The sequence below is a fragment of the Lacihabitans soyangensis genome (genome assembly GCF_024343775.1).
GTDB classification, from domain to species: domain Bacteria; phylum Bacteroidota; class Bacteroidia; order Cytophagales; family Spirosomataceae; genus Leadbetterella; species Leadbetterella soyangensis.
Genome location: NZ_RJUF01000015.1, coordinates 1 through 26,920, shown reverse-complemented (window position 1 = coordinate 26,920; position 26,920 = coordinate 1). Strand labels below are relative to the sequence as shown.

Here is a 26,920-nt window from a genome sequence, read left to right as displayed (position 1 = left end):
TCGTTCAAAAATAGTTATTATTCGGACTAAAACCATTTTTTTATGAAATAAAATTCACCTCAGGGTTTATAGTAATTCCAAATTTTTCTAAAACCGAAGCTTGAATATCGTACGCTAAATTGGCAATTTCCTGGCCCTTACCGCCGCCATAGTTAACCAATACCAAGGCTTGTTTGGCATGTACACCGATATCCCCAATACGTTTTCCTTTCCAACCGGCTTGTTCTATCAGCCAGCCTGCGGGTACTTTTACGGTGTTTTCGTCAATTGGATAGGACGGAATACTTGGATATTGCTGTTTTACTTCATCATAAAGGCTTTTTTCGATTTCTGGATTTTTGAAAAAACTTCCTGAATTACCGATTTCTGCTGGATCAGGTAGTTTGCTTTTTCGGATGGCAATTACGGCATCGCTGATCGCTTTGGTGGAGAGTTCTTTTACGCCCATTTCGTTCAAAGTGTCTTGAATAGCACCGTATGAAACATTGAAATTGGGGATTTTCGAGAGCTCAAAACTTACATTGAGAATAACATACTTGCCTTTGCCTTCATGCTTGAAATAACTCTCTCTGTAGCCAAAATTGCATTTTGCTTTGTCAAATCTTTCTATCTCAAAAGTTTCCAGATTTAATGCCTCCAATTCTACAAACACATCTTTGATTTCTACGCCATAAGCACCAATGTTTTGCATAGGTGCTGCACCCACAGTTCCGGGAATTAAGGATAAGTTTTCAATACCAGAAAGATTTCGTTCGATGGTATCCAATACAAAAGAATGCCAATTCTCGCCACCACCGGCCTTTAGAATGGCTTTTTCTGAATTTTCTGAAGTGATTTCTATTCCTTTTATTTCGTTTTTTAAAACCAAACCATCGAAATCGTTCATTAACAAAATATTGCTGCCGCCCCCAAGAAGGAGTTTCTTTTCTTTTTTAAATCTTTGATCTTGCAGAATATCTTTCAAATCTTCAACTGACTCGAAAATTGCAAAATACTTGGCCTTGGCTTCTAATCCGAAGGTATTGTAGGGTTTTAATGATATGGTTTCTTTGATTTCGGGCATTATTTCGAATTTGTACGCAATTTAGGGGATTTTAATTTTATAAACACATAGGCACATAGGTCAGGTAGGATGCCTAAAAAGAAATTTTTTGAATAAGTCAAGGCAAATATGAAATCTAATCTACGAGAATTTGAATATTGCATCAATTAGGAATTCAATCATTCAAATATTCTGTCATTCAAGTATTATATCATTCATTCATCAATACCAAATTAACAAACTCAATGTCCCGTCAACGGTACTTTTTCACCTGCTTCTATTCTGACTTTTAGGTGGTTTTCCTTAGGGGGAATGGGACAATTCCAGCCATCCGAAAATGCACAATATGGATTGTAGGCTTTGTTGAAGTCCATTATCACTTTTCCGTCCTTGAAATCGTTGACGTCCATGTCCATGTATCTTCCGCCACCGTAGGTCTCATTGGGTGCTGTGGGGTCTTTAAATGGTACAAATACCAGATTTTTGTAAAGGGGTAAAACGGGTGACTGTCGGTAAGTCATTATTTTATGTTTCTGGCCATCAACTTCGAAGGTAACTAGGGCATACTCAGTGTAATCTTTGATTTTTACCCCAGATGTCGGTACCGAAATAGTTTTTGATTTTCGTGGTTTCTTGTAGGTGGCGGCAATTCTAAATTTGGCTTTTGCCTCATAGAAATCCTGTACTTGATCAGGAAATCTACCCTTTGTTTCGGTTTTGTATTTTTCTCGGTGTGCAGCGAGTTCAGACTCAAAATCTTGACAAAATCCATTTTCTATCAAAACGAACATAAATAAGAAAAACGGAATGGATACTATTTTTTTCATGTCAGATTAATCTTTTAGCCCGTGGCAAACAAATGACCACTATTTTTAAATTCTTCGAAATTTAATACATCATTTTCAAAGTATATCATAAAATTTTCAAGAGAATTATTAACTTTGCGTTTATCAAATTTTTATAGAACCTGACCATGTTTTAAGGTTAAAATTAGTCTTCAAAATCTCCTTTTCTTATTATGACACAAGTAGCAAAGATAATTTACACTATTACAGACGAAGCACCAGCCTTGGCCACGTACTCGTTTTTACCAATAGTGGAGGCATTTTCAAAACCCGCCAATGTAGTAATCGAAACCCGCGATATATCTCTCTCTGGAAGAATTTTAGCGGTGTTTTCTGAATACCTTACCGATGAGCAAAAAGTTTCAGATGACTTGGCGTATTTGGGTGCTTTGGCTACTGCACCAGATGCAAACATCATAAAACTGCCGAATGTGAGTGCCTCAATGCCTCAGTTGACTGCAGCCATTTCGGAACTTCAAGAAAAAGGATATAAAATTCCTTCTTATCCTGAGGAGCCTGTTACTGATGAAGAAAAAGTTGCAAAAGCTAAATACGATAAAATAAAAGGTAGTGCTGTAAACCCAGTTTTACGTGAGGGTAACTCTGACCGAAGAGCTCCGAAAGCGGTTAAGGAATATGCCCGTAAACACCCACACAGCATGGGAGCATGGAGTGCTGACTCTAAGTCGCACGTGGCCACCATGTCTGAGGGAGATTTCTACGGAAGCGAAAAATCGGTGGTAGTAGAAAAAGCTACTTCTGTGAAAATAACTTTTGTTGGTGCCGATGGCAGCGAAAAAATATTGAAAGAAAAAACTGCTCTCAAAGATGGCGAAATCATCGACTCATCGGTTATGAGTTTGAGCAAGCTCAAGTCTTTTTTAGCCAAAGAGGTGGCTGATGCGAAAGAGAAAGATTTGTTGTTTTCAATACACTTGAAAGCCACCATGATGAAGGTTTCTGACCCAATTCTTTTTGGTGCAGCTGTTTCTGTTTATTTTAAAGACGTTTTCGAAAAACACGCAGCGGTTTTCGACCAATTGAATGTAAACCCAAACAATGGAGTGGGGGATTTGCTTATCAAACTGGAGAGCCTAGATGCCGCAAAGAAAGCAGAAATTTTGGCAGATATAGACGCTGTTTATGCTAAAAACCCTGCATTGGCGATGGTAAATTCTGATAAGGGTATTACCAATTTGCATGTTCCATCTGATGTAATTATTGATGCCTCAATGCCTGCCGCTATACGTACTTCTGGTCAAATGTGGGGTCCGGACGGCAAAGGAAAAGATACTAAATATGTGATTCCAGATCGTTGTTACTCTGGTATTTACCAAGTTGTGATAGATTTTTGTAAGAAAAACGGTGCCTTGAATCCCGTAACTATGGGAAGTGTGTCAAACGTAGGTTTGATGGCTCAAGCCGCCGAAGAGTATGGCTCGCACGACAAGACATTCCAGATGAGTGCTGCTGGTAAAGTTGTAGTAACTGACGAATCGGGTGTAGTATTGATGGAGCAAGCTGTGGAGGCTGGAGATATTTTCCGTATGTGCCAAACCAAAGACTTGCCGATTCAGGATTGGGTGAAGCTAGCAGTAAACAGAGCAAAAGCCACAGGTACACCGGCCATTTTCTGGCTCGATAAAAACCGTGCACACGATGCTCAAATCATAGCAAAAGTAAACAAATACCTTCTTAACCACGATACTGCTGGATTGGACATCAGAATCATGACTCCGATGGAAGCTACTCAGTTTTCGTTAGAAAGAATCGTACAAGGTTTAGATACCATTTCGGTAACTGGAAACGTATTGCGTGACTACAACACCGACCTTTTCCCAATTTTGGAAGTGGGTACCTCTGCCAAAATGCTTTCAATAGTACCACTGATGAATGGAGGTGGCTTGTTTGAAACGGGAGCGGGTGGTTCGGCTCCAAAGCACGTGCAACAGTTCTTGGAAGAAGGTTACCTGCGTTGGGATTCACTCGGTGAGTTCTTGGCTTTGGCACCTTCTTATGAGCATCTTTCTAACACCTTTGGAAATCCGAAGGCACAGGTTTTGGCAGATACTTTGGACGAAGCAACAGGCAAATTCTTAGATAACGACAAATCTCCTGCTCGTAAAGTAGGACAAATAGATAACAGGGGCAGTCATTTTTACTTGGCTTTGTATTGGGCACAAGCTTTGGCCGCTCAGGACAAAGACGCCGAATTGAAAGCTATCTTTACGCCAATTGCCGCTGAATTGACAGCCAACGAAGCCAAAATTGATGCAGAATTGATTGGCTCTCAAGGCAAACCACAGGACACAGGCGGATACTACAAGCCGGATTTCGAAAAAGCCTCAGCCGCCATGCGTCCGAGTGCTACTTTCAATGCTATTTTGGCGAAGATTTGATAGAAATTTAAGTCTACTACTATATGGGCCTCAGAATGTAATCGTTCTGGGGCTTTTTTATAGTTTTACTATTCCCGATTTTATAGCATACATAGCAAGTCCTACTCTTGTTTTTATCATTAGTTTTTCAAAAAGGGAATCCCTGTAGCCTTCTACCGTACGAGGACTACAACACATGATGTCGGCAATCTCTTTATATGTCAGCTCACTACAAGTATGCTTGAGAAATTCCATCTCTCTGTCGTTTATTTTTATTTCTGCAATTGAGTTCGTAGTATCTTTTTTAGAAATGTTAGCAAAGACTTTGCTTGTTGCCCAATTTGGGAAATACATTCCTCTGTCAATAATCGTTTTTAAGGCGAGTTCTAATTCTGCTGGATGTACATTTTTATGTAAATAGCCTTTCGCTCCCGCTTTTATCATTTTTATTAAGGAATCTTCATCATCTTGCACGGAAAGAGCCATAACTGTAATTTCAGGATGTTGCTCAGTTAGCCATTCTGTGGTTTCAAAGCCATTCATTTCGGGCATTGAGATATCCATAAGTATTAGTTCGGGCTTATTAGAATTGTTTTTAAGTTTTTCTATTAAAACCTTCCCATTTTCTACTTCATAAATGGTCTCAAAACCACTAAAGTTATTGATAATAGAGCCTATGGCTTTGGCTATAAGCAAGTGGTCATCTACTATAGCGACTTGATGTTTCATAATTCTAGAATAATATTCAATTTTGTGCCAATTCCTATTTCAGAGCTATATTCCAGTGACGCATTTAATTCTTTCGCTCTTCTTTTAATATTACTTAATCCTATTCCTTCCGATATTTTATCTAAGTCAAATCCCTTTCCATCGTCCCATGAAAAAATTTCAAGGCTAGATTTGCTTTCATTTATTTGAATGGTTATAAGTTTTCCTCCCGAATGTTTAAGGCTATTTTGTATAAATTCCTGCAATATTCTAAAAATTCCTTGCTTTAGTTTAAAATCCAACTTGATAGATTTTGTGGCACAAATAATCTTCAACTTCATTGTACCACTAAGATTAATCAAATGAGCTTCGTCTTCCAACAGTTCTTGTAGACTTTTTTCTTTGAAATCATTGTTAACTAGAGACTTAGATAGTTTTCTCAAATCTAATAATGACTGGTCTATTAGTTTTGTCACTTCGGCTAGCCTATCATTTTCGAAAGGATTTGATTGGGTTACTTGATTAGAATAAATGGAAGCCAATGTAAGTTTTTGACCAACGTTATCATGAATTTCTCGGCCTATCTCTTGCATGGTTTGTAACTGTATCGCTATTCGTTCAGAATAAAGTTGGTTTTCATGTTTTATTTCCATTTCTAGTGTTTTTTGGAGATGCTCAAGTTTTCTTTTTCTATATTGGAAAACAAACACAACCAAACCAATTATAAACACCAAGAATACCAGATTGGAAATTATGATGAAAATAATTATTCCTTCCCTATTCATATTTCATAAGGTTAATAGCTTTTCTAAATGAAACAAAGTAAAGAATATTTGCTCCTATCGCCAAAGTAGTGGTTATCCAAGTATAGATTACTAAAATATCAAAATATTGATTTAACATAACATTGTAAAGTCCCCAATAAGGAAAAGTTCCTAGATAGTAAACCAAGCAACCACTAGCAATCCAAAACATAGGTTCCTCGTAAAATTTGAGAAAATTGGCACTTTTAGTCAATTTAAAAAAGTATATGAATGTCAATATTAGCAAAAAAAGACATCCAACGGAATTTGTCATGGACTTGAAATTAATTTCTATTGTTTTAGCTCCCCAAAGAGGTTCAATGACAAAGAAAATTAACAAAGTTAAAGAACTAATAATTGAAAACCATTTATTGGACATGTCAAACAAATAAAATACAAAAAATAATCCACAGAATTCTAATAACCCAACTATGATGTAGATAATATTAATAATTTGGCGAGGTATCGGAAAACGACCCACTAAATCAAGTATTAGAATGATACCGGTAAAAATAATAAACGCTCGTAAATAGTGGAGTGTAATCTTTTTGAAATGCCAAAAGGCAAACAAAAAGACTACAATCTCCACAAACATCATAAAGTTTTTGTAAACTAATAAATATCTCATTGGTCTTAAAACGATGAACCAGGGCAATTTACTGGTGGGCATAATGACCCTTTATTCTGCATACCATTTGGATCATCAGCGGCAACTGCTGTTAACCTAGAAATAGGCGATATAAGTCTTTGGTCTCTTAATGTATTTAAAGTTTTAGGCTTGCAGGACTTATTGCTAGGATTACTTGCCCATATTGGGTCAAAGTCTGTATTCGCACTTGTAGTACCATCAAAGTAAGTAGGGATAATAAATAGTGTAGTTTTACCCATTTGCTGAGGTACGGTGTTCAAAAAAGTAAAATAGGAACCACTATTAACAGGGCCAGTAGGGTATTTGCCAAAATAAAATCTTAATCCCAAATTTTGTGCTTGTGTTTCTGTGCAGTTCAAGGAGCAGGCAGATCTTTCAACTTGATAAATAAGTTTTTTCATTCTTTCTAAACTAAACCATACTGAACGGGTTGCGTTTGAATCTAGAACTCCTCCTACTGAAATGGAATTTTTAAATTCATTGGCTAAAGTGTCTGCCGCACCCAAGGTGAGTTCATTGAATCTTTCTTTACTGTAATCGTAGCAAAACTTGTTGCATGAGGTCTTATCTTCCAATTTGCAATTTTTGGTAAGATAGAAATACATGAATCCTAGAATTGACAACCAAAAAACACTTGTAATCAAAATGGTCTTCTTCATTTTTTATAGGTTTTGTGTAATAAATTTTATTTAACGGTTGTAAAGCTATTCACAATTTTGATAAAACCAAATAGTTTGAAAAAAGTACTCTTTTGTAAATAATTGATTATTAGCTACTTAGTTTTGTTTTCTTTCGTAAAATTGGGTCTTTAGGGTAAATTATACCGTTATTAAACGGTTTTACCGACCGTTTAATAAGATTTAAATTCCAGTTGATTGCGTATGGTTTGGAGTAAATAATTATGAGTGTTTTGCATTGTCAAAATGTATATAAATTATTATGGAAACACAAATACCAATAGGAGGAAGAAAAACGGTCAATCCTCGTGATGTAATCAGCCTCAAAGGCGATGTAAACTACACCACTGTGGTTTTTCAAAACGGCAGACGAAAGGAAACCGTGGCCACCACGCTCAAAAGAATCCAAGAACAACTTCAGCCTTTCCCAAACTTCTATAGAGTTACTAAATCCACCATCATAAACCTCGATTGCATAGAATGTATTAAAAACAACCAAATCTATTTGATAAATGGGGAAGTAATTATTCCCTCAAGAAGAAGAGGGAAGATGTTTTTTGAAACGATAAGAGGCAGGAATTAACTTTTTGGACCGGCTGATGGTAAATGTATTTTTGGGAGCATGGAGTTTTAATATCTATTTTAATATTTAAAGAATCCATTTATCAACTCCCTATTTCAATGGTGCCACGGCGGAACAAATTTATTTCGGAGTTTTAAATTCAAAATTTACCTTTTGAATTTCTATTTAATTTAAAAATAGCTGAATTGGAAATACCTGTTGATGCCTCTTAAACCCAAACTAATAATTTAATCAATGATCATCAATGGTATTTTAAGGTGTTGGTTGGAAGATTTAGATAGAGATTATTATTCTGGAAAACATAAGATTTATTTTTTTTCAATTATTAACATTCTTTGATAAAGTCGAATAACTTAAAATTTTATACTAAAAAAAATAGCAGAATAAATTTATTAAACATTATGAAAAAAATATCCCTTTTAGTTAGCTGCCTTTGTTTGATTTTCTCCATTTCTTTTAGTCAAACTGTTACATTGGAGTCACTACCTATGCCTGCTTCTACAATTTTTCCAGGAGAGCAAGTAGCGGTTTACAAGTTTAAATTGTTGCATAATACAGGAAACTTAAACTTCCAAAATATTAGTTTTACCACATCTGGTACATATACATCATCTGATGTACAATCATTTTCTCTTTCAATTACCGGAACTGGGTTTAGTACCTGCTTCATTTCTTCAGTTACTCCTGCAACCCCTTCAGCTGGAGAGACTATTACTTTTACATTACCGTCTCCATCAAGTTGCTATACTATTGCACCAACTGTTAATTCCATGGAAATAACTTTGATTGCTAATCTCAAACCTGGGGCAGTAGCAGGAAGAACTATTTTTGTAAACGGAGCGGTGGATCCAGCAATTGTTACGTTTTCCACGGCTGGTGCAATTTCTACGAATTTGCAATCTAATTTAACAGGTGTTCAAACTGTCGGCACTAGGGCTATTACTTTGAGCACCGAGGCCGCTCCATCCGGCATATTATATGCCGGACTAAATAACTTGGTGCACGTACTAAAAGTGACCTCAAATGGTGGATCACAAAGAATTTCAACAATGACCATCCCATTTTCAGGAACATTACTACCATCGGATATTGAATCCGTCGAGTTATATGAAAACACCACCAATTCTTTGGCTACCGCAGTAAAAGTTAATTTTTTGAATGTTGGCCTAACAAGTGGTCAAATTACACTATCAAGCAGTTTCATTATTCTGTCAAACATTCCTAACGGCACAAGTAAATATTATTTTATAAAGTTGAAAGTAAAACCGGGTACTTCGGTCGGGAAAACCTTTAAAATAAATGGATTATCTGGTCCCTTGTCGTTGACGATGTTAAATTATACAAATACTATCCCTTTGGTACCAACAGTTACAAATAGCCAAACTGACCTTTCGGATGTACATACAGTTGGTTCACCAACCGTGACCCATACCACAGAATCTGTACCACCAATAAATATATATAGAAGCGGTGCGGCTGTAATTTATAAAATGAAAATTGACCCTTCATCAACCACTGCCGTAATTACTGCTCTTTCTGTAACCACTTCAGGAACGTATGCATCAGGAGATATAACCAATTTTTCATTATATTCCGGTGATGCAAGCACCTATTCCACAGCATTATTAGGTACATCAGCTACCTCAACAGGGGCCACAGAAGTTGTAAATTTTACCGGCTTATCTACAGTATTGTCGGGTAGTCCTACCTATCTGTATATTATAGCCAATGTAAAAAATACAGCCATTATAGGAAATACCATAAAAATCAATGGAGCTCTTAATCCTGTTGCAGTTACTTACTCCATGCCGAGTACCGTAGTTACTAATTCACAATCCAATTTGGCCGGCACTATGGTCATATCAAGTTCTAACGTAACTTACACAGCATTGCCGGTACCGGCAGGTAATCTTCCACAAGGCCTTTCGGGAATGGTAGCCCCTCATAATATTATATATCAAGCCAAAATAAGCTCAGCAAATGGGCCCGTTAAATTGAGTGCCTTAACCTTTACCACCTCAGGAACTTATGTAAATGGGGATTTTGGACAAATACATATGCGAGTTTCTAATAGTACTAGTTCCAGTTATTTTTGGTCTTTCACTCCGACTATTTACAATGATTTTAGAGATTACTTTTTTTTTACGAACGGTATAAAATCAACTTCTAATTTATCAGGAAATGGAGAACTTGTGAGTTTTACAGGTTTACCCACAATCAGTGGAGATGTATATATTACACTTACCGTGGAAGTTAAAAATGCAGCTGTTAATGGCCATACCATTAAAATAAATGCGGCCAGCAATCCTACCTCTATAGCTTTTGCTGAAATTCCTATCCTTACTCAGGTATTGGGTGATGTGGCAGATTTTCAAACTATTACAGCCAATAATGTAATAATTAGTTCTTTGACAACACCAGCGAATACAACCTCCTATGGGTCTGCTCTCCAATCAGTTTACACCTTCAAAGTAGAATCTCCAATATTTCCATCAACAATCAGAAACATTAAGGTTCAGACTTCAGGGACTGCAACTGCCTCTGACGGGGAGTATCTATTGTATAAAAATAGTGTAAATGATCTTAATACTGCTACACTTATAACCAGTAATCATACCAGTGGAACTAGCAGTAATTTGAATTTTCAATTTTATGGAGCCAGTTCTTATTTTTACGAGTCCATATCTGCAGGGAGTTCTAAATACTTTTTTGTAGTACCTGTAGCAAAATCTAGTGCTATAAATGGCCGGACATTTAAAGTAGATGGCTCGGCAAATCCAATAGTTTTAACTTTTGCAAATGCAGATGTATTGAACATCATAAATAACCAGACAGACATTGGAGGACCTATCACAATATTGATGCCCACAGCAACAGTAGTTTCGGCTCCTATTTTATCTACGTCCTCTACTTCCTCATGTATAGGTAATGCACCAAGTGGACCAACGCTTACGGGAAGTGGTTGTCCAGCTGGAAGTCAAACGGTTTGGTTTTTAGGTGGAAGTACCATTGCGTTTGCATCAACTAATGGTTCAATAAATGTTTCGCCCACGATACCTTCCACGTACACTGTTTCGTGTATGGGCAATGGTGTATCATCACCAGTTTCTAGTTCTATTACTATATACCCAATAATAATTAATCAACCGACAAGCCTTACAGCTTCGCCAACATTTTCACCATCGACGGGTTCGCCAGTTGTACTGACGGCCACAGGATGCGGCACTCAAACTGTGGTATGGGAAAACCTAAGTACCACAAATCCTCGAACCGTAACGCCGTCGGTAGATAAAGTCTATAGTTTTAGGTGTTCCAATGGCCCCTGCACATCTACTGGAGAGATGAGTTATGCATTAACAATAGGCCCATGTTTACTTACACATACGCTGGGGAGCCCTACTGATGACGTGAGTACGGGGGTGTTCACTAAAATAGCCTCGGCAAATATTTCAGGAAAAGTTACAGCCACGAATAAGATTACCGGCACGGCCAAATCCAGCTACACTGCTCGAGTAATTGAACTACAACCTGGTTTCTTAGCTGATACTGGAACATTGTTTTTGGCGAATACTGGCGGCTGTTTTTAATAAAAAATGGAAACCAATTTTTTTGTTGGTTTCCATTTTTACAAAGACGATATTGTTATAAGATTTATGCTTCCCACCCTCAAGGACACAAATAAATATTGATTTATGAAAAAAAGCTCTCTTGTTTTTTTTGTTTTGCTAAGCTTGATACCACTGTTTTTTTTCAAAAAGTATGATTTTGGCTACCATACTCCCAAAGTCCTAGCCTTTTGGTTTATGATAGTGGTCTTTGGGGTTGTCAAGGGATTCGATGTTCTTAAATCCCAATTTTTAGATTTCAAAATCAACTTTATTGGGGTAGCACTGTTGCTTAATTTGCTCTTAGTCGCTGTTTCTGGTCTTGTTTCGGTTAGCCCAACGCTGAGTTTTTACTCCACCTTTGAGCGAATGGATGGAGTCGTGGCTTTTATGTTCTTCGTCGTTTTTTATTTAATGTTTTCTCAGAAGAAAATTGAAAACAGTACTTGGCAAAGTATTGGTTTTGTGTCGGTTATTGTGGCTTGTATAGTTTCTATAGTGGCCTTTTTTCAATATGCCGGTAAAGATTTCACACGGGCACAGGGAACATTTGCTAATCCGCTAACTCTGGCATTTTACTTGATTTTTCATTTTATTTTGCTTTGGAGTTATTTCATTTCCATAATTATAGGCGATGGTAAGAACAAAGTTGTTATTTCATCTATTTGTGGCTTGGGTTTGTTGCTTTTCGGACTTGGTATCATAAGTACAGGCTCGAGGGGAGCCTTTGTGGCCTTGTTTGCGAGCCTATTTGTCTCTGCGTTATATTTTTGGAATGTTTTTAAACACAGTAGGAAAGCTTTAGGCTTGACTTATACTGTGGTAGTGGTTGTGGGTGTATTGGTATTCATTAAACTCATAGGTTTAAAAAGTGGTTTTGCCAGGATTACAAATTTCTCTATAAATGACAACAGTACTTTTATACGCGTTTATATATGGAAAACCATTGCACTTTTTTGGCACGAAAAACCATTTTTGGGCTGGGGGAAAGAACACTTTGTTTACTTTTTTACGGAACATTATCAAAACGCATTTCATAATTCCGATGATTGGTACGACCGCTCTCATAATTTCTTACTAGACAAATTGGTTGACACAGGTCTGTTGGGTTTATTAAGCTATTTAGCTCTCATATTCGCAACATTGTTGGTGTTGTTTCGGAAAAAATCAAATATAGGCCATCTTCAAAAAGGGATGATTTTGGCAGTGATTGTGGCTTATGTGGGTTTTCACTTTACTAATTTCGAAGGCCTTATTTCTCAGTTAATACTTTTTACATTACTTATTTTTATATCTCAAAATTCGGAAAGTAAGACTTTTATAATTTCGAAAGCCCAAAAAATATTTGGGATTGGTATGGTGTTGTTATTTTCTTTGTTAGGCTATCAGTTAGTGTTCAAAACTTTTGACAATTACAAAACATGGAACAATATTAAACTTCAAACTGACAACGTATTTCTTATTAATCAATACGATGAGCTCCTAGAAAACACAACCATAGGTAAATACGATATGCTCTTGAAAAACGGTTTGATTCGAAGCACTCTGATGGCTGAGCCTTCAATGGCCAACCTAAGACAAGAGCATTACAAGAGCCTGGTAAAACACTTTAAGAATCAACTGACTATCATGCCCGATCACCCAATTTTGCTTTCACAGCTAGGGTTGATACAGTTTGAAAGTGGCCAAAATGCAGCTGGCATAGAAACTTATGAAAAACTGCGATCTATAGCTCCAAGAAAGCATACCAATATTTTGGACTTGGCCACCATGTATATGTTGGATAAACGGTACGAAAAAGCTTTGGAACTTTATGATTATGTGCTGTCTTTTGACAATATGTACCAGTTGACTTATCTCAACAAGACGTATTGCTTGGCACTAATGGGAGACAAGAAAGCTGCTCAAAAATGCTTGCAAAATGTAACTAAGGCGACTGTTGAAAACAATCGCTTAAAGTATGATTCTATTATGGGAATTTTAAACCAAAACTGAAATTTTCAATGGTCCAAAATGTTGTCAGATATTGATATTTTGTGAGAAGACCTGTCAAGGGTCATTTTTTTTTAGCTCTTAAATATTTAAATTTCTATTTGAAGAAACAATCTTAATTATCAAACTATGAAATCATTAAAATTTCTGGCAGTACTCTTATTGGTTTCTACGAAATTATTGATGGCTCAAATGCCCCTGAATTTTGGTTCCATAGGTTGGAAGTATTTCAGCAATGTAGTTTATACCGGTCCTGACGATTATAACACCGGTACTTCTGCAGGAATCGTAAATTGGACGTCACCACTATACAATACCTTTGTTCCGGCTGGTTGGGATAATAGCCCATCAAATATTTTGCCGCTAGGTTATAAAGCTGGAAGTAGTTCTTATGCGGCTACAGTTCCTTTTTCATCTACAGCTCAAATTCCCTATGGAAGTGATGCCACTCAAAAACCACTGGTTACCTATTACAGAAAGTCTATTGTTGTTGACATCGCCAATGGAGGGCATAATTTGGCAGACTACAGTTCATTTAATTTGAAACTAAAAGCAGACGACGGAGCCGTGGTTTATTTTAATGGAGCGGAGGTCTACAGGGTAAATCTGCCAAGCGGAGTGATAACTAATTCCACTCCCGTAATAAATCCGAACATCAACGAAACTAATTTCTGGTGGCCTTCAAGTTCAATAAGTCATAATATACCGAACGGTAGTTTTCCTTTACATCCAACTATTAATACGATCACTATTACGGTAGAAATACATCAAGGAGCAAATTCAACCACAACTTTGCCTGCCTATACTACCTCTTCTTCTGATTCTTTTTTTGACATAGAGTTAACTGGTGTGGTAGGCCCACTTACCCCAGCCATCACCCGTGGGCCTTATTTGCAGTTAGCCAATGATGGTACAACAGCCAATAGTAGACCTTCAGAAATTACCAAACAAATAAGATGGACAACAAATCTGGCTGCTGTTGGGGTTGTTAAAATTTGGAAATCAACAGATTTGCCTTCAACCGCAACAGTTTGGACTGGAGTATCCACCAATGATCATATCATAAATATAACTGGCCTTATTCCTAACACAAAATATTTCTATGAAATTGGGGTTAACAATCCGGCATTCACAAGCTTGGAGGTGGGACCCAATAATTATTTTGTTACCGGCCCTATCACCGCAGCTCAGGTTAAATCTAAAAAAACAAGAATATGGGTAACAGGAGATGCGGGTTACAGTCAAAACGGCGATGTTGATTATCCAAATCCCGGAATGCCATATGCACCAACTGCCACAAATTATAATGAGGTTCAGAGTTCTGTATTGACGGGTTTCAATAATTGGATGACGGCTAATGGTAATCCTCAATTAGATTTTTGGATGCTACTTGGAGATAATGCCTATCTGAACGGTACGAATTCAGAATATCAAAATTATTTCTTCAATCCTTTTCAAGGTTCAAAAATGATGAAACAGGCCACTATTTTTTCTTGTCCTGGAAATCACGACTATTATGAGTCTAGAGGGAGTGGGCTGAAAAATTCTATTCGGAATAGTATCCCTTACAGTTACACCAATATATATCCTGGCATAGGTCCTTCAACAGATATTGTTGACGCCAATTCTAGGAATTATTCTTTTTTCGAAATTTTTCAAAATCTAGAAAAAGGGCAGTCGGGAGGTGTACCGTCTAATGCCAAGGGTTATTATTCATTTAATTATGGAAACATCCATTTTGTTAGTTTGGATAGTTACGGCTCAGAGGGTAATGTTAAACTTAGCGAAACGCTAGCGAGTGCTCAAAAATCATGGCTTATGGCAGATTTAACAGCCAATGACGCCAATCCTTCAATCAAATGGACAGTTGTTATTTTTCACCATCCACCTTATACCAAAGGTTCTTATGATTCAGATACCCGAAAGGAATTGCTAGATTTAGCTAACAATCTCGTTCCTGTTTTTGAAGCACATAAGGTTGACTTAGTTCTTAACGGTCATAGCCACGTATATGAGCGTTCAAAGCAGTTAAAGAATTTGTTTGGTTCACCGACATTTCTTCCACATGCTAACTTTAATGCCTCAACGCATAATATAAATTCTTCTTCGGGGAAATTTGATGGTAGTTCTGACTCATGTCCTTATGTTACTACATCATCAAACACTGCCTCAGTTAATGGAATAGTCTATGCCATTGTTGGTTCGTCCTCTACTGTTCAATCTAGTTCTACAATTAGTAGTCTGTCTGGACACCATGCAATGCCCTTTAAGGATTACACAAATGGAGGTACTATGCTTTTGGAAATTGAGAATAATCGTCTCGACGCTAAATTTATTAATGAGTTAGGTAACGTCGGAGATCAGTTCACAATCCTTAAGGATGTAAGCACTTCATCGCCAATTACAAAACTTATAAGTCCAAATGAGTTGCCAATTCAGACTCCAGATTTGCAGATTTTACCTTCGCCAACGTGGTCAGGCATTACGAATTTTACGATTTCAGGCCCAACAATTTCAAGTGCCACTCCTTTTTCAGGAGCCTCTGTACCTGTCAGCACTCCAGAGGTAGGCCCTGTTTACACTATAAAAGATGCCACTGGTTGTTTAAGTCAAACGTACAAATTCTTGTTTGATGGTTTTTGTTGGCCAGATATAACAATAAAAAATACCATTGATACACCCATTTATCAACAGATTAGTTCAACAGGAAGAATCACGGCTAAAAATCTGATTAGACTGGGTTCAAACGTTATGTATCGTTCTCGATATGCCATTAACCTTAATCATAATGGCGTTTCAGGCCCCCCTCTTTTTGAGGTTCAACAAAGTCCACTTATTCCGACAAGGTTTCAGGCATTGATAATTCCAACTATTTTATCTACTTGCCCGGCAATCTTTGTTCCACCTCTAAGTCCTACTGAGTAATTCAATTACAAGGCCTTTTTCTTTTTGTTCTCGAAAAAGTCTTTCATGGTAGTTCTTGTTAAATTCATAGCCTTTTCTATACTCAAGAGCCATCAAATTGCGTTAGAAATATTTTGTAAGTGCTTTTTAACGATTCAAGTTTCTCAAAAAACTGCCCAAAAGCATTGAAAATGCGGTTTTCAATCGTTACAATTGCATCGTAATAAATCAAACCAATTATTTTATATGTACAAAATCACAGGAATTTTACTTTTCTTACTTTCTTCAGTTTGTTTTTCAAGCCAAGCACAGTCATTTGAAAAAGGCACTAAAACGGCCAACCTTGGTTTAGGCCTTGGCTACGGTGGCCTAGGTGTATTGGGTTCGGTAGAAGTGGGCTTGGTTGATGATGTCAGTGTGGGTTTGGTGGGCGGTATTACCCGACGAAACTACGGTTATTTTGGTTCAAATTGGGGTGTAAATGTTATTGCAGTAGGGGGTAGGGCCTCCTATCATTTCAATAAAATCCTCAAAGAATTTGATGTGGTTGTTGATAAACTTGATCCTTACGTGGGTGTTACAGTGGGTTTTAGAGGGGTAAGTTACGATAATGGTTTCTCAGGATACAATGGTGTAAACGCAGGCCCATTCTACGGTGGTTATTTGGGAGCGAGATATCAGCTGAAAAATAATCTGGGTGTGATGGTGGAGTTGGGAGCACCTTTTTCGAGTGCCGGAGTTACTTTTAAATTTTAAAAGTTTTGGGCTATTTTATAATCGAAAATACCTCTAAATAAAAAATTGAGTTGATTTTTGAAGGTATAATTCCATTTAAGCTTCATTTCTTATTCATTTGTGAAAAAAAAATTGAGCATTTAAAAGTTCATATTTTTTTAATCTTTAATATTGTAAAACGTTAAACATCTAAATTTTTTAAATCATGAAAAGAATCCTTTCCCTAATCACCATTTTGGCAATGAGCTTTACTGTGGCCACAGCAGCCGAGCCAATCAATTTTGACGCAAAAACTATCGATTCAGAGTTTGAGCAATTGAATAAAATCGAGAAATTCGTTCAAAATAATGAAGGTACTACGTTAGATAATTTGAAGTCTCAAAACTCTGAATTATTGACCGATATCAACATCGAAGCTGATACAGCATCTGCTGTAGCCTCTTCTGATCTTCCTGCCGGAATTCCTGCTTTCTGGTGGGGATGTGTATTGAGCTGGATAGGTTTGATATTGGTTTATGTATTGACAGATAAAGATAGTGCTCAAACTAAGAAAGCCCTCCTAGGTTGTTTGGTAGGTGCTGGTGTTTGGGTAATTTACTATGTTTTGGTTGTGTCAATCAGCATTTTCTAAGATTCAAGAAAAGCATTTATAAAAGGACCCACCCAACGGTGGGTTTTTTTATGCCCAAAAATGAGGTTTTCCAGTGCAGTAATTTATATTTCGAAGAAAAAACGCTCTGAAAATCTTTTTTGCATGACTTTTGCAGTAAACCTTAGAAAGTATTTCTCATCCATAAAATTATAATTCATGACAAGAATCCTTACTATCTTCTTCTGCGTGTGTATATATGTATGTTCGTTTGCCAAAGAGCCCTTACAAAACGAAGACTTCACTTCAGAGTTTAAAAAGTTAAACCAACTGGAGTCAATTATAATGGCCAATCCTAACTTTACAGTAGACAGTGTTATCAAAGAGCAGCCACAGCTACTCAAAGATCTGGGCATCAATTCAGAAACAAAATCAAACATAGGAGATGACGATCCCATGAAACCTGCAGGTTTTCCCGCATTTTGGTGGGGTTTCTGTTTGGGTATATGGGGAATTCTAATTGTTTATCTGATTACCGATAACAATAAAGCTGCCCTAAATAAGACCGTGAAGGGTTGCATAACGGCTACGGCCATAGGCCTGGGGGTTTACGTAATAGCAATAGTGGGTAGTTTAATTGCGGCAGCAGCAACCTCACCCTATTGATTTTCTTAAAATAAAAAACCTGCATATTTTTTATAGAAATAGCCCAAACTTAGAAACCTTGGGCTATTTTTGTATATCATAATTTCTAAACGATTGAATTTTAGGACCTTTTTGTTTTTGACTTTTCTTTTGCCAAGTATCTCATTTGGTCAACAATTTTATCGGTTCAGGGCCGACGTTTCTATAAAAGACAAACTCTCCAATGGGAGCTACAGGCTCACCATGGGTAAAATATATTACGATAAAATCTATAAGAAAATCGTTTACAAGCTTATTTTTCCTAAAAAGGAAACCATGGTTGTGCAAGACACCACCATGTTTTCTATCAACGACAAAAATATCGTTACTGGCACTACCAGGACTTTCTTGATTCCCGAGTTTACAGCTTTCCATCTTGCACTTACAGGACAATTATCAGACTACGGTTTAAGACCAAAAAACAATGAAAAGGCTATCTACAAGATAGGTAAGGTGGAAAAAACACCTACTGGGGTTATAACCACTTGGGTGGCTTCTGAAGAACAATACAAGAAGGTATTTGGCAACATAAGGATGCAAACCGTGAATAAACGGCTCGACGCCATGGTCTTTTACAATGCCAAAGGAGTGGTGGTGAGTCAACAATACTTCAAAAAATACGTTAATGTCAAAGGTGTGGAGTTTCCGACCGAAGTGACTATGGTGAGTATTAGTGAAAAAGGCGAGAAAAATATTCAGCTGACTACCTATAAAAATGTTACCATCGACCAAAACACAGAAGATGAAATATATCGTTATAAAATTCCTCTTACTAAGTCTGCTGCTGCTAAGAAATGAAGCAAACGCCCAGGTAAGTCTGTATAGAAACGTATTGCCCAACGGCAACATAAAGAAAGAATATGTAGAAGCTAAGAACAACAAGAACGAGGTTCAAGTGGTTTTTTCGGGCTTGTTTTTGTTCTATAAAACCTTTTTTTCATCGCAAGACTTAACCGTTTGCACGTTTACACCATCCTGTTCGGAGTATGGCATCTTGGCCGTTAAGAAGTTTGGAATGGTGAAAGGCGGCATTATGACCATGGATAGACTTACCCGTTGCAATGGCCTCTCACCGCAAAATTATGAGTTTGACAAAACCAACATGCTTCTCAAAGACGACCCAAGAGTAATACCCACCGTACCCGTGGTTTCAACCATCAAATAACATTCATGAGAATATTAGTACTGCTTTTTATTAGTTTCGCTACGTTTGGTCAGGATATTTTTAATTATGAAAATTCAAGAAAGTACGGCGACTATTTGTTGAAATCTGGTCAGTTTGAATTGGCAGGCAAGGAGTTTGAGCGATTGGTTTATTTTGCACCAGACAACGACACCCTCAAAACCAACCTTTTAAGAGCCTACCGATTGTCAAATCAGACTTCCTTGGGTATAGCAAAACTACCCGTTCTGTATAATAATCCTTCGAAGGTGCCGTTTTCGTCGGCTCTGGAATATGCCAAACTTCAAATGCAAAACCAATCTTGGTCCGCTGCGAGGGATTTCTGGAATCAAAACGAGAACTTTTCGGCTGACGACAAAGTGCTACTGAATGTAACCTCCGATATATTCAATAATAACTTTAAAGAGGCCAGAACAACTTTGGCACTTATTAAAAGCACAGATAATGAACTGGGTGTGGGCTACAAGTCTATTCTAGAAAAAGAAACTCATAAGAAAAGTCCGGGTTTGGCTGCTTTGATGTCGGCTGTGGTTCCTGGCTCAGGAAAGGCTTATTCAAAGAATTGGAAAGATGGTATCGTTTCGCTCTTCTTCACCGCAGGTATGGCTTTTCAGTCCTACAGGAGTTTCAACAAATTCGGTGTTAACAATCACAGGGGTTGGATTTATGGCGGTATTGGCCTGGGTTTTTATTTAGGCAATATTTACGGTGGCGTAAAATCCACCAAAGACTTTAATCGTAAAAAAATAAACGCATTACAGCATGAAGCGAGTGCTCTTTTTAATACTTATTACTAATGCGTTTGGGAGTTTTGGCCAGGGTTTAGAATCTACTTTCAGGTTTGCCAATACCCTTTACGAGCAAAAAAGCTATCAAAATGCCGTGGAGGCTTATAAGCGGGTATTGTTTTTCGACACCCTATCGGTTTATGGGCCGGAGGTTTACCCCAAAATAGCCGACTGTCTTTTTAGTTTAAAGAAATATCAAGAATCGGCCAGCTATTTCGATTTGGCCTACTTTAGCACGCAGGATTCTGTATTGAAGGATGCCTACATTCTTAAGAAAATCTCGTGTTTTTTGATATTACAGCAATACGACTACGCCGAAGTTGAACTTTTGGGTATGGATGAGACCACAGACCCGAAACAACAAGCAGACAAAGACTTTAATGAGGCCATTTTGCGGTTTGCAAAGCAAGAGTATGACCTTTCAGAGCAAATGTTTAAGAAAATTGTGGCAGATACGTCTTTGGTCAATGAGCTTTTTGAAAAAAACAAAAAAATTAGTAAAATCAGTCCTAAAAAGGCCAAAGTTCTGAGCATGATTATGCCCGGTCTGGGTCAGTTGTATGTTGGTGATGTCAAAAATGGCTTGAATTCATTCTTGCTTTCCACTGGTTTGTTGGCCTTGGGCTTACGTTCTGCCTTTATCAACAACCCACTGGATGCGGCCATAGCCACTTTACCATGGTTTCAGCGGTATTATCAGGGTGGTTATAAAAAAGCTGAACTCATTGCTGTTGCTAAAATTCAAGAAAAACGATACAAGATTTATAATCAATTACTCGACGAGGTGGATAAGAATGCTACGCTCAGTAAATAGTTTGGTTTAAAATTTATCATAACATCCATAGAGACATTAAAAAAAGCTTACAGAAAGATTGTGATCTTATCTGTAAGCTTTTAAACTTTTGAGTTTCTCCTGTTTATTCTTTAACGAACTTCAGTGTTTTGCTTTTTTTGCCATTTTCTAACTTCAAGAAATACACGGCTGGTACATAATTGGACACATCTATGCCGTATGCATTATGGTCTTCGGTGAGTAAGGTCTTGTATCTTTCAACTCCTTTAGCATCCATTATTGATATTTGCATGTTTTTGGATGACTGATTTTTGAAATCTATGAACAATTCTGAACTCGTTGGATTAGGGTAAATCCTAGCCTGTAAATCCGTTAAAGTGGCCTCTTCATTATTTATTTCAGATGAAACCTTAGCTCCAGCCAACTCTTGTTTGTTGCTCGTGGCGGTTACAATATTTACGGTGTAATCTTCTACTTCGCCATAGGTAAATGTCTCACAAGAAGTACTGTATGCATTGTATTTCATAGAAACTCTGATGCGGGTTTGGCCTGTAAGGGCGGCTGCTGGCACCGTGAAGTTGGCATTATAAATACCCGCTCCGGTGGTAGATTGGCTTACAATTTGTTCTCCAGCATCCACAAAGTCACCGTCCTTGTTGTAGTCAATCCATACTCTCCAGTACACCCTATACACGGTGCTAGTATAGCCTGGTGAAAATGATACCGTATTTGCGGTGCCTCGGGTGAGGTTCGTCACGGAGGCAGTTCCGTTGAAGTATCCTGCATCAGCACCAGATGTTCTTGTGATGGTGCCGAGTTTAAAATAATCCACCCAGAAGAAACTCACGTTGTTTCCTATGCTAGCACAGTACGTGGTAGTTTGTACGGCAGTTGTAAACTGAGTTGAAGTATAGATTGAACTTCCTGAGGTACAGTTGGTTCGTACTTGTACGTCGTATAGCGTATTCGCGGCCAAGCCAGTCAAAGAATAGCTGGTAGTGGTGTTGGCATTGGTGGCTGTTAGCCAAGTGCTGCTAGTTGCCAGTTTATATTGTACTTGATAGTTAGTGGCTCCTGCCACAGCTGTCCAACTGATAGCTGCCCCACTCGAGGTTATATTACTTACTGATACGCTCGCCGGATTTGTACATGGCAATTGTGTTGTAAATGTGGCAGTACCATAAGTATTACAAACGTCTGTTCGTACTCGCCAGTTGTAAACCGTCCCTTGTGTCAGACCCGATAGTCCAACGCTGGTTACGGATACAAGGGAATCAGCCGACCATGAACTACTGGCTGCGGTTTTGTATGAAAAATAATAACCCGTTGCTCCTGCAACAGCAGTCCAACTGGCCGTGGCCGAGCTTGTGGTTACCGCTGTGCTTTGGAGGTTACTAGGTGTTGAACAATCATAAATGATGGTTACTGTTTTCGTAACGGGAGAATGACCGTTGTCTAAAGTTAAGGTAAAATTTATTGGAGTACCCACAGGTGTGGTTGGTGATAAGGTAAAGGCCGCAAGACCTGATGTGGTCTGAAATAGTGTCATATTATTGAAGGATTGCGTTCCTGGTAACGACAATACATACGGGCTTGTACTACTCACACTAACCGTGTAACTGGGATTTCGTAGACTTGAATTTTTAACACTGAATGGGATATTTCCTGTGAGTGAAGTTACACTAGTGGGTGCTGTGGTTGTTAATTCTGCAAATTTTGACGAAAGCTTCAATATCTTACGATTCATCTGTAAGGTTGACTCGCACAATGGAATAATTCTGCTTTGTGCAGGGTAAAAACCGTCTGTAGAAGCTCCCACTTCTGGTGTGAAGCTGTAAATTTTGTTCTTGGTAGTTTGTTCTCCATATTTCCAGTCGTCGCCAGCACCATTTGCCGTGTAATTTACCGTCTGAACGGCATTGCCGTATACGAAGCCATTTTCAGCAGTCAAATAGGCACCCATTTGTTGGAAAAGTGGCAACTCAGGGTTGCTATTGGTAGTTGCATAGCCGTATGGGTAAATGCAATAGTTGCCAAAAGAATGAAAATCCATCGATGCCACGAAGTCATGAGCATTACAGAAATTTCTCACTGCTTGTGTTTCTGGCTCAGAAAAGGCACTCGGGCCTCTGTAGGTATCAGAGCTAGTGGTTGGTGAAGAACCAGTATTGTCGTAACCCCACTGAAAGCCATAGTTACGGTTAATATCTACTCCAAAAGTACCATTACCATTGTTTTTACGGTTTTTACGCCACATTCCACCCCCGTTGGGATTCGTGTTTAAGTTTTGCTGATATCCATCGGGGTTCACCATAGGTACAATGTACATTTCGGTGCTGTTCAGTAAGGTGGTGATTTCTGGGTCAGTACCATAACTTTCTAAAACATGCCACATGAAATAGATTAATTGGCTCAAACTCATGGGCTCGCGGGCGTGGTGAACTGCATTTAAAAATAGCTCAGATTCTGGTTCGTCAATGTCAGGATTGTCGCTTATTTTTAACATATATATGGGTCTACCTTCCACCGTAGTACCTATCGAGGTTTTGGCTGTTACCAAATTAGGATAAAGCACACGCATTTGATCAAGAATATTATGGAGCTGCGTCATGGTGAAAAAGCCACCATAAGAACCTAGAGTAAAATTGGCAGGAGTAGCGGCCGTACGGAGGTTTTTACCTGCATTTTGTTTGTCAATGGCTTTATTAACCTTGGCTAAATTCTTTTCAAGGTCTTTGATCAAGTATTGAAATTTGATGTTTTGCTTTTTAAATAAGGCTACATCTGCATCAGAAACTTCGGCCGTAAAAACGCCATTTTCAAGATGGAAATGGTCAGCTTCGAAACCGTTTTTGTAGAGTATATCAATCTTTTCTTGATTGATATTTGCTTTGATTCTGTGATACTTTTGAGCGTAACCTTTTTGAATTAAGCCAAATAAAAATAGTGTAATAATAAGTAGAGTTCTTTTCATTTGTTTGCATTTTTAATGGCATAAAGTTGTTTTAAGTTGATTTAAAAACCAATTAATTATCCTTAAACTTATTCAAAGGTGTCACCATTAACTGTATTAATAACAGTACAATCATAGTCCAAAGAATGGCCATTAAGATGCTTGTTTTTTATTAAATGGTTTTATGGTATAGATATTGAATTCTCGAATTAATTAAAAAATTCCAAGATTTATTGTGAATTTTCACAAAGATTTGAGTGCATGTATCCGCTTGCTAAGATTAATGTAAAATACGATTATCAGGTATAGTGTTTGTATCTGTTTTGGAAAGTTCGGAGAAAAGCTTTCCTTTATTATGATACGAAAATTACAAAGTAAATCACTTAACGTATTTACGCAGAACCCAAGTTTAAAAAAACATCTCATTTCGAAAAAGCTGTTTTTAAATTTCGCCATAATTTTCATTGTGTTATTTTATGCATTACCCCTAAAGGTTTTTGCGGAAGGAACCAAAGAAATTTCACCCGTTTCAACTGCAATTACAGCACTTGCATATATGCCAAGTATAAACTCTGGCCCATATTTCAATGCTCCCGAGGACAATAGGTTGTACTTCAATATAAAGGATTTCAACAATGAAAGACTTTATTTTGGATTTAATTGGACTGATTACAATGGATTTACCAATACCACCAACATGTATTATAGAATTCACAGACCAGACGGAACAGTGGTTTTGGGGCCTACTTTATGGTCTGCCTCAGGTAATGGATACATTGATACTTATGCAAAGGCCGTAGCTGGGCCAAATATTGGAGGGTTGACACCAAGTGGATATGCACCATTAACATTTACTCCCGCCCAAAACGGTGAATATTGGATTGAGATTTATCGATCAAATGATGGTGGGGTAAGCCAGGTTACACCAACTAATGCAACATGGGCAAAATCCGCCTATTTTGACTTGACGGTAGCAACAGCAGCAAATACAAAATTCCCTGGAAGAGTGCACAGTGATAAATGGGGCTTGGTATGTATTACCCCGGCCACATGGATTCCAGAAGGTCCAGCTTCTTCAGAGGCGGCTTTTTATGCTTATACTACTGATAGGTCAGTGATAAAGATAGATCTCAGGACTGGCTTTAGGCCAATTGCATTTAATGTTGCTATGAACAGCTATGGCGTTGTAAATGCTGGTAACTGGTTTGTTGATAGGAATTCAAGAAATGATGCCACTGCCCCTAGTTTATCTAATGGTTATAAAATATTCTTGAATCAACCAGATGCTACAATTTACCCATATGCGACTATTCCTTTACAACCATATTTTAATACCCCTGCTGTATCAGGTTGTGGGCCTTATTTTTTAAATTTTACTATTGACCAACCTGGTGATGTTAAAATATTTTTTGATTTAAACGGTACCTCTGGATTTCAGGTGGGTACTGCAGATAGATTGTTAGAGTTTTTGGATTTACCACAAGGTGCAAATTCGGTTCCTTGGGATGGAAATGACGGTTTAGGAAATGCTTTACTAGATGGACAAGATCTGAATTTGAAATTAATTTATATGAATGGTAGGTTTAACCTTCCACTTTATGATGCGGAAATAAATGCCAATGGTATTATAGTGGAAACGGTAGCTCCTTTGGTCTCAACTTCGACAAGGTTATATTGGAATGATTCAGGTTTAACAAATATTGGTACAACTTGTAATCCTACTTTAAACCCTGCTGATAATGCAAACAATATTAGTGGTAGTGGTATTAATAACTCTATTTTGGGTACTATTTCACCTGCTCACGCATGGAATGGAAGTGGAAACCCCGCTCAAATTATTCCTGCACCAAGCGTTAGCGGAAATGATGCTGATAATAATCAATGTAATGATTTTGGTAATGTAAGAACTATTAATACTTGGGGCTGGGGCTACGTTTCTAACGAAATAAACTTTTTTGTAAAAAAAGGGTGTCCAAATTTGTCAATTGAAAAAACGGTTAACCCTACTATAGCCGCCGTTGGTTCAAATGTTCAATTTACCTTACTTGCAAGGAACTTAGGAACCATTGACGCGTCTCAGGTTATTGTGGGAGACACCTTACCAAGTGGTTATATATATGTGTCATCATCTGCATCTGTTGGCTCGTACGACAATGTAACAGGTATATGGAGCATTGGGTCATTGGCTAATCTGGGCAATGAAACACTTACTATTACTGCCAGTGTTAACGCTTCAGGTGATCATTTGAACCTTTCTAAAATTTCTGGAAAAGAATTTGATCAAGTCTTAGCGAATAATAACTCTTCAGCAAGTGTTTTGCCAGTTTATCCACCAGTGGCAATTCCAGATTCTAGTATAGGTAATTCAGTAGGGGCTACGGTTTCAAAAAATATTATTTCGAATGACACTTTGCAAAATGGAAATGTTCCCCTAGCAAGTGAAGTAATAATAGATTTGAATCCATTCAATCTTGGAATAGACGTAATTTTAAACGTACCTGGTGAGGGTACTTGGAGTCTAAATCCTAGTACAGGAATAATTAGCTTCACTCCATTATCAACATTTAAACTTGATCCAACTCCTATCGATTATAAACTTACCGAAATTAGCACAGGATTATCTGATACAACAAAAGTAAAAGTAGATTACGTAGCGATAGCAGAAAATGACACGGCCGACTATGCAGGCACGCCAGTGACGGTGAATGTAACGACCAACGATACAGGTGGCGATACGGTAGACCCCACTACGGTGACCTTGTTAGACCCTGCAAACCCGACCGTACCAGCAACTACCGTAACTGTAGCAGGCGAGGGCACCTGGACGGTGAACCCGACGACAGGAGCGGTGACCTTCACGCCAGTGCCAGGGTTTGTGTCAGCACCTGTAACGACCAACGATACAGGTGGCGATACGGTAGACCCCACTACGGTGACCTTGTTAGACCCTGCAAACCCGACCGTACCAGCAACTACCGTAACTGTAGCAGGCGAGGGCACCTGGACGGT

Annotated in this window: 19 protein-coding genes and 1 pseudogene; 13 read left to right on the top strand and 7 right to left on the bottom strand. The window is 38.0% G+C overall.

Features of this window, described 5'->3' with window-relative positions; all coding sequences use genetic code 11:
• Nucleotides 1-40 precede the first annotated feature (40 nt).
• Together murB and EGI31_RS07370 are read right to left on the bottom strand one after the other, a co-directional pair.
• Nucleotides 41-1,063 carry a UDP-N-acetylmuramate dehydrogenase gene (gene murB, locus EGI31_RS07375; RefSeq protein WP_255036556.1) on the bottom strand — a complete coding sequence of 341 codons (1,023 nt, stop codon included), beginning with the start codon at nucleotides 1,061-1,063 and terminating at the stop codon, nucleotides 41-43.
• A 221-nt stretch (nucleotides 1,064-1,284) separates the two neighbouring features.
• Complete coding sequence (locus tag EGI31_RS07370; RefSeq protein ID WP_255036554.1) at nucleotides 1,285-1,869, bottom strand: DUF1684 domain-containing protein; 585 nt, start codon at nucleotides 1,867-1,869, stop codon at nucleotides 1,285-1,287.
• Between the two features lie 191 nt (nucleotides 1,870-2,060).
• Here EGI31_RS07370 and EGI31_RS07365 point away from each other — a divergent pair, with 191 nt between their 5' ends.
• On the top strand, nucleotides 2,061-4,286 hold the full coding sequence (locus EGI31_RS07365; protein WP_255036553.1) for an NADP-dependent isocitrate dehydrogenase: 2,226 nt from the start codon (nucleotides 2,061-2,063) through the stop codon (nucleotides 4,284-4,286).
• 57 nt (nucleotides 4,287-4,343) lie between these two features.
• On the opposite strand, the gene EGI31_RS07360 is transcribed toward EGI31_RS07365, so the two are convergent.
• The 4 genes from EGI31_RS07360 to EGI31_RS07345 form a co-directional block, all read right to left on the bottom strand.
• Nucleotides 4,344-4,994, bottom strand: coding sequence for a response regulator transcription factor (locus EGI31_RS07360; RefSeq protein WP_255036552.1), 651 nt, complete (start codon nucleotides 4,992-4,994; stop codon nucleotides 4,344-4,346).
• On the bottom strand, nucleotides 4,991-5,626 hold the full coding sequence (locus EGI31_RS07355) for a sensor histidine kinase (protein ID WP_255036551.1): 636 nt from the start codon (nucleotides 5,624-5,626) through the stop codon (nucleotides 4,991-4,993). Before EGI31_RS07355 ends, EGI31_RS07360 begins: the two co-directional genes overlap by 4 nt.
• 124 nt (nucleotides 5,627-5,750) lie before the next feature.
• Entirely contained in the window at nucleotides 5,751-5,948 is a 198-nt protein-coding gene (locus EGI31_RS07350) for a hypothetical protein (RefSeq protein ID WP_255036550.1), read from the bottom strand.
• 461 nt (nucleotides 5,949-6,409) lie between these two features.
• Nucleotides 6,410-7,084 carry a hypothetical protein gene (locus tag EGI31_RS07345; protein ID WP_255036549.1) on the bottom strand — a complete coding sequence of 225 codons (675 nt, stop codon included), beginning with the start codon at nucleotides 7,082-7,084 and terminating at the stop codon, nucleotides 6,410-6,412.
• A 280-nt stretch (nucleotides 7,085-7,364) separates the two neighbouring features.
• Here EGI31_RS07345 and EGI31_RS07340 point away from each other — a divergent pair, with 280 nt between their 5' ends.
• The 11 genes from EGI31_RS07340 to EGI31_RS07290 all read left to right on the top strand — a co-directional run bounded on the left by EGI31_RS07340 (nucleotide 7,365) and on the right by EGI31_RS07290 (nucleotide 20,979).
• Nucleotides 7,365-7,685: a LytTR family DNA-binding domain-containing protein gene (locus EGI31_RS07340; protein WP_255036548.1), complete on the top strand. Its 321-nt coding sequence runs from the start codon at nucleotides 7,365-7,367 to the stop codon at nucleotides 7,683-7,685.
• A gap of 401 nt (nucleotides 7,686-8,086) precedes the next feature.
• Nucleotides 8,087-11,272, top strand: coding sequence for a 3-coathanger stack domain-containing protein (locus EGI31_RS07335; RefSeq protein WP_255036547.1), 3,186 nt, complete (start codon nucleotides 8,087-8,089; stop codon nucleotides 11,270-11,272).
• Between the two features lie 105 nt (nucleotides 11,273-11,377).
• Entirely contained in the window at nucleotides 11,378-13,285 is a 1,908-nt protein-coding gene (locus tag EGI31_RS07330) for an O-antigen ligase family protein (protein ID WP_255036546.1), read from the top strand.
• A 126-nt stretch (nucleotides 13,286-13,411) separates the two neighbouring features.
• A complete protein-coding gene (locus EGI31_RS07325) occupies nucleotides 13,412-16,207 on the top strand; it encodes a metallophosphoesterase family protein (protein WP_255036545.1) in 2,796 nt (931 codons plus the stop codon).
• Between the two features lie 225 nt (nucleotides 16,208-16,432).
• Complete coding sequence (locus tag EGI31_RS07320; protein WP_255036544.1) at nucleotides 16,433-16,942, top strand: hypothetical protein; 510 nt, start codon at nucleotides 16,433-16,435, stop codon at nucleotides 16,940-16,942.
• Between the two features lie 184 nt (nucleotides 16,943-17,126).
• Nucleotides 17,127-17,552: a hypothetical protein gene (locus EGI31_RS07315; RefSeq protein WP_255036543.1), complete on the top strand. Its 426-nt coding sequence runs from the start codon at nucleotides 17,127-17,129 to the stop codon at nucleotides 17,550-17,552.
• Nucleotides 17,553-17,729: 177 nt separating this feature from the next.
• A complete protein-coding gene (locus EGI31_RS07310; protein WP_255036542.1) occupies nucleotides 17,730-18,176 on the top strand; it encodes a hypothetical protein in 447 nt (148 codons plus the stop codon).
• 93 nt (nucleotides 18,177-18,269) lie between these two features.
• Complete coding sequence (locus EGI31_RS07305) at nucleotides 18,270-18,992, top strand: DUF4292 domain-containing protein (RefSeq protein WP_255036541.1); 723 nt, start codon at nucleotides 18,270-18,272, stop codon at nucleotides 18,990-18,992.
• The gene (gene yidD, locus EGI31_RS07300) at nucleotides 18,937-19,359 is read left to right on the top strand and encodes a membrane protein insertion efficiency factor YidD (protein ID WP_255036540.1); all 423 of its coding nucleotides are present in this window, start codon (nucleotides 18,937-18,939) and stop codon (nucleotides 19,357-19,359) included. The genes EGI31_RS07305 and yidD overlap by 56 nt, the downstream gene beginning before the upstream one ends.
• Nucleotides 19,360-19,364: 5 nt before the next feature.
• A complete protein-coding gene (locus EGI31_RS07295; RefSeq protein ID WP_255036539.1) occupies nucleotides 19,365-20,174 on the top strand; it encodes a tetratricopeptide repeat protein in 810 nt (269 codons plus the stop codon).
• Nucleotides 20,140-20,979, top strand: coding sequence for a tetratricopeptide repeat protein (locus EGI31_RS07290; protein ID WP_255036538.1), 840 nt, complete (start codon nucleotides 20,140-20,142; stop codon nucleotides 20,977-20,979). Before EGI31_RS07295 ends, EGI31_RS07290 begins: the two co-directional genes overlap by 35 nt.
• Nucleotides 20,980-21,082: 103 nt before the next feature.
• Here the strand turns inward: EGI31_RS07290 and EGI31_RS07285 are convergent, their stop codons facing one another.
• Complete coding sequence (locus EGI31_RS07285) at nucleotides 21,083-23,932, bottom strand: M14 family zinc carboxypeptidase (RefSeq protein ID WP_255036537.1); 2,850 nt, start codon at nucleotides 23,930-23,932, stop codon at nucleotides 21,083-21,085.
• Between the two features lie 334 nt (nucleotides 23,933-24,266).
• Between EGI31_RS07285 and EGI31_RS07280 the strand changes: the two are divergent.
• A pseudogene (locus EGI31_RS07280) lies at nucleotides 24,267-26,920 on the top strand (hypothetical protein); the annotation flags it as partial.

What these genes read in the sequence shown, in the direction of transcription:
- yidD (WP_255036540.1), top strand. Translation starts at nt 18,937, where the DNA reads ATGAAATATATCGTTATAAAATTCCTCTTACTAAGTCTGCTGCTGCTA.
- EGI31_RS07355 (WP_255036551.1), bottom strand. Translation starts at nt 5,626, where the DNA reads ATGGAAATAAAACATGAAAACCAACTTTATTCTGAACGAATAGCGATA.
- EGI31_RS07330 (WP_255036546.1), top strand. Translation starts at nt 11,378, where the DNA reads ATGAAAAAAAGCTCTCTTGTTTTTTTTGTTTTGCTAAGCTTGATACCA.
- EGI31_RS07360 (WP_255036552.1), bottom strand. Translation starts at nt 4,994, where the DNA reads ATGAAACATCAAGTCGCTATAGTAGATGACCACTTGCTTATAGCCAAA.
- EGI31_RS07310 (WP_255036542.1), top strand. Translation starts at nt 17,730, where the DNA reads ATGACAAGAATCCTTACTATCTTCTTCTGCGTGTGTATATATGTATGT.
- EGI31_RS07315 (WP_255036543.1), top strand. Translation starts at nt 17,127, where the DNA reads ATGAAAAGAATCCTTTCCCTAATCACCATTTTGGCAATGAGCTTTACT.
- EGI31_RS07320 (WP_255036544.1), top strand. Translation starts at nt 16,433, where the DNA reads ATGTACAAAATCACAGGAATTTTACTTTTCTTACTTTCTTCAGTTTGT.
- EGI31_RS07290 (WP_255036538.1), top strand. Translation starts at nt 20,140, where the DNA reads ATGAAGCGAGTGCTCTTTTTAATACTTATTACTAATGCGTTTGGGAGT.
- EGI31_RS07370 (WP_255036554.1), bottom strand. Translation starts at nt 1,869, where the DNA reads ATGAAAAAAATAGTATCCATTCCGTTTTTCTTATTTATGTTCGTTTTG.
- EGI31_RS07325 (WP_255036545.1), top strand. Translation starts at nt 13,412, where the DNA reads ATGAAATCATTAAAATTTCTGGCAGTACTCTTATTGGTTTCTACGAAA.
- EGI31_RS07345 (WP_255036549.1), bottom strand. Translation starts at nt 7,084, where the DNA reads ATGAAGAAGACCATTTTGATTACAAGTGTTTTTTGGTTGTCAATTCTA.
- EGI31_RS07365 (WP_255036553.1), top strand. Translation starts at nt 2,061, where the DNA reads ATGACACAAGTAGCAAAGATAATTTACACTATTACAGACGAAGCACCA.
- EGI31_RS07350 (WP_255036550.1), bottom strand. Translation starts at nt 5,948, where the DNA reads ATGTTTTGGATTGCTAGTGGTTGCTTGGTTTACTATCTAGGAACTTTT.
- EGI31_RS07285 (WP_255036537.1), bottom strand. Translation starts at nt 23,932, where the DNA reads ATGAAAAGAACTCTACTTATTATTACACTATTTTTATTTGGCTTAATT.
- murB (WP_255036556.1), bottom strand. Translation starts at nt 1,063, where the DNA reads ATGCCCGAAATCAAAGAAACCATATCATTAAAACCCTACAATACCTTC.
- EGI31_RS07295 (WP_255036539.1), top strand. Translation starts at nt 19,365, where the DNA reads ATGAGAATATTAGTACTGCTTTTTATTAGTTTCGCTACGTTTGGTCAG.
- EGI31_RS07335 (WP_255036547.1), top strand. Translation starts at nt 8,087, where the DNA reads ATGAAAAAAATATCCCTTTTAGTTAGCTGCCTTTGTTTGATTTTCTCC.
- EGI31_RS07340 (WP_255036548.1), top strand. Translation starts at nt 7,365, where the DNA reads ATGGAAACACAAATACCAATAGGAGGAAGAAAAACGGTCAATCCTCGT.